The organism is Sphingomonas sp. CCH9-F2, assembly GCF_001556735.1.
GTDB classification, from domain to species: domain Bacteria; phylum Pseudomonadota; class Alphaproteobacteria; order Sphingomonadales; family Sphingomonadaceae; genus Sphingomonas; species Sphingomonas ginsenosidimutans.
Map to the genome: position 1 here is coordinate 1 of NZ_LSJO01000127.1, position 2,204 is coordinate 2,204.

The following is a 2,204-nucleotide window of genomic DNA, read 5'->3' on the forward strand; positions in this document are numbered from 1 at the left end:
TCCCCCGGCTCCACCTTCCCGCCGGGAAATTCCCACAGCCCGCCATGCTGCTTGTCGGCGGGGCGCTGTTGCATCAGGCAGCGACCCTGCGCGTCGATCAGCGCGGCGGCGACGACCAGTATCGGCGACCCCATCGACCTTTCCTTAACCCCGCTGTGCCAAGCCCGGCGCCATGCCAGCCCCCGATCGCCTTGTCGCCCGTCTCCTGCGCCTCATGCGCGACCGCCGCGGCGCATCGGCAACCGAATATGGCATCATCCTGGCGATGATTGCGATGTCGATGGTCGCGGCGGCGGGAAAGTTCGTCAATGCCAGCAGCGCGATGTACTCCTACGCCAACAACAACATGAATATCGCAAAGTAACCTTGCCGTTAACTATCAAATATTTGCGGCACGATACTTACTTTAATCTTTCGTCAACCGCGGCATCATAAACGGGATGGGCTCGACGTCAACAGACGTCGGCCGGGTAGCTGAAGCTTTGGTACCACTGGAGATCGATATGCAGAAGATTCGTTCGTTCCTGAAGAACAGCAAGGGCGCCACCGCGATCGAGTACGGCCTGATCGCCGCGCTGATCGCCGTCGCCGCCATCGCCGCGATGAAGGGCCTGGGCAACCAGCTGGGCACCACCTTCAACTCGGTGTCGGGCAAGATGGCCACCGAAGCGACGCCGAAGTAAGCTTCGCGTCTTCGGACACGCACATCGGGCGGCGGAACTTCGGTTCCGTCGCCCTTTTGCTGCGCCCGGTTCATGTTTCCTTTACCACGATGCTTCGTTCTTCTCATTTTATCTTCAGTAAAGCCTGTGTGCGATACCGATGATGCGATGCGGGTCGAAGCCCCGTCGCCGGGTAACTGAAGCACAATAGCGAACGGGAGAATTTTCCATGCAGACCATCCGCGCGTTCCTGAAGAACAGCAAGGGCGCCACCGCGATCGAATACGGCCTGATCGCCGCACTGATCGCCGTCGCCGCGATCGCCGCAATGAAGGGCCTGGGCAACCAGTTGGGCAGCACCTTCAACGCCGTGTCGGGCAAGATGAAAACCGAAGCGACGCCGAAGTAAGCGGCGCACTCTATCGGGATGCACGAAGGGCGGCGGGATCACTCCCGCCGCCCTTTTCATGCGCCGTCGTCGCTTGGTGTGCGCGTCAGACGACGCGGCCCATCGCCAGGAACTTGGCACGGCGGTCGCGCGCCAGCGCGTCGGGGGCCAGCTTGCCCAGATCGGCCAGCGCCTTGTCGATCGCATCGCCCAGCGCGGCGATCGCCCCGGACGGATCGCGGTGCGCGCCGCCCAGCGGCTCGGGGACGATCGTGTCGACGACGCCCAGCGCCTTCAGGTCCTGCGCGGTCACCTTCATCGCCTCGGCCGCATCCGCCGCCTTGTCGGCGGTGCGCCACAGGATCGAGGCGCAGCCCTCCGGCGAGATCACCGAATAGACGGCATGTTCGAACATCAGCACGCGATTGCCGCTGGCCAGCGCGATCGCGCCGCCCGATCCGCCTTCACCCACCACCGCCGACACCAGCGGGACGCGCAGGCCCAGGCACGCCTCGGTCGAACGCGCGATCGCCTCGGCCTGGCCGCGCTCCTCGGCCTGGATGCCCGGGAAGGCGCCGGACGTGTCGACCAGCGTCACCACCGGCAGGCCGAAGCGGTCGGCCATCTCCATCAGGCGGATCGCCTTGCGATAACCCTCCGGCTTGCCCATCCCGAAATTGTGCCGCAGCCGGCTGGCGGTGTCGTCGCCCTTTTCATGGCCCAGCACCATGATCCGGTGCCCGCGGAACGTGGCGAAGCCGCCCAGGATCGCCTTATCGTCGCCGAACGCGCGGTCGCCCGCCAGCGGCACGAATTCCTCGAACAACCCGGCGACATAATGTTTGAAATGCGGGCGTTCGGGATGGCGGGCGACCTGCGTCTTCTGCCACGGGGTCAGCTTGGCGAAGGTGTCCTTCAGCAGCTTGTCGGACTTGCCCTGCAGCTTGGCGATCTCGGCGGAGATATCGACGCCGCCGTCGGCGCCCGTATCGCGCAATTCGTCGATGCGCGCCTGCAGCTCGGCAATGGGCTTTTCGAAGTCGAGGAAACTGGCCATCGCGCGCCGTTACGGCGGTGTCGCCGATGCGTCAACGAGCGCCTCCGCCAGCGGATGGCGTTCGTTGACCAGTTCGACCAGCCGCCGCGTGTCGACA

At 64.8% G+C, this 2,204-nt stretch carries 5 protein-coding genes; 3 read left to right on the forward strand and 2 right to left on the reverse strand.

Annotated elements, in window-relative coordinates; translation table 11 throughout:
* Positions 1-134: NUDIX domain-containing protein (locus tag AX685_RS03895; protein WP_156445653.1), on the reverse strand; the 134-nt coding region annotated here is incomplete at its 3' end.
* An 80-nt stretch (positions 135-214) separates the two neighbouring features.
* On the opposite strand from AX685_RS03895, the gene AX685_RS20865 reads away from it, so the two are divergent.
* The 3 genes from AX685_RS20865 (at position 215) to AX685_RS03905 (ending at position 1,071) form a co-directional block, all read left to right on the forward strand.
* Positions 215-364: a Flp family type IVb pilin gene (locus AX685_RS20865; RefSeq protein ID WP_231738541.1), complete on the forward strand. Its 150-nt coding sequence runs from the start codon at positions 215-217 to the stop codon at positions 362-364.
* Between the two features lie 139 nt (positions 365-503).
* Positions 504-683, forward strand: coding sequence for a Flp family type IVb pilin (locus AX685_RS03900; RefSeq protein ID WP_066485634.1), 180 nt, complete (start codon positions 504-506; stop codon positions 681-683).
* Positions 684-891: 208 nt separating this feature from the next.
* The gene (locus AX685_RS03905; protein WP_066485636.1) at positions 892-1,071 is read left to right on the forward strand and encodes a Flp family type IVb pilin; all 180 of its coding nucleotides are present in this window, start codon (positions 892-894) and stop codon (positions 1,069-1,071) included.
* Positions 1,072-1,156: 85 nt separating this feature from the next.
* On the opposite strand, the gene AX685_RS03910 is transcribed toward AX685_RS03905, so the two are convergent.
* On the reverse strand, positions 1,157-2,107 hold the full coding sequence (locus tag AX685_RS03910) for an acetyl-CoA carboxylase carboxyltransferase subunit alpha (RefSeq protein WP_066485641.1): 951 nt from the start codon (positions 2,105-2,107) through the stop codon (positions 1,157-1,159).
* Between the last annotated feature and the right edge of the window lie 97 nt (positions 2,108-2,204).

Bases quoted from the DNA above. Each gene is read 5' to 3' on its own strand.
- AX685_RS20865 (WP_231738541.1), top strand. From the start codon at position 215: ATGCGCGACCGCCGCGGCGCATCGGCAACCGAATATGGCATCATCCTG.
- AX685_RS03900 (WP_066485634.1), top strand. From the start codon at position 504: ATGCAGAAGATTCGTTCGTTCCTGAAGAACAGCAAGGGCGCCACCGCG.
- AX685_RS03905 (WP_066485636.1), top strand. From the start codon at position 892: ATGCAGACCATCCGCGCGTTCCTGAAGAACAGCAAGGGCGCCACCGCG.
- AX685_RS03910 (WP_066485641.1), bottom strand. From the start codon at position 2,107: ATGGCCAGTTTCCTCGACTTCGAAAAGCCCATTGCCGAGCTGCAGGCG.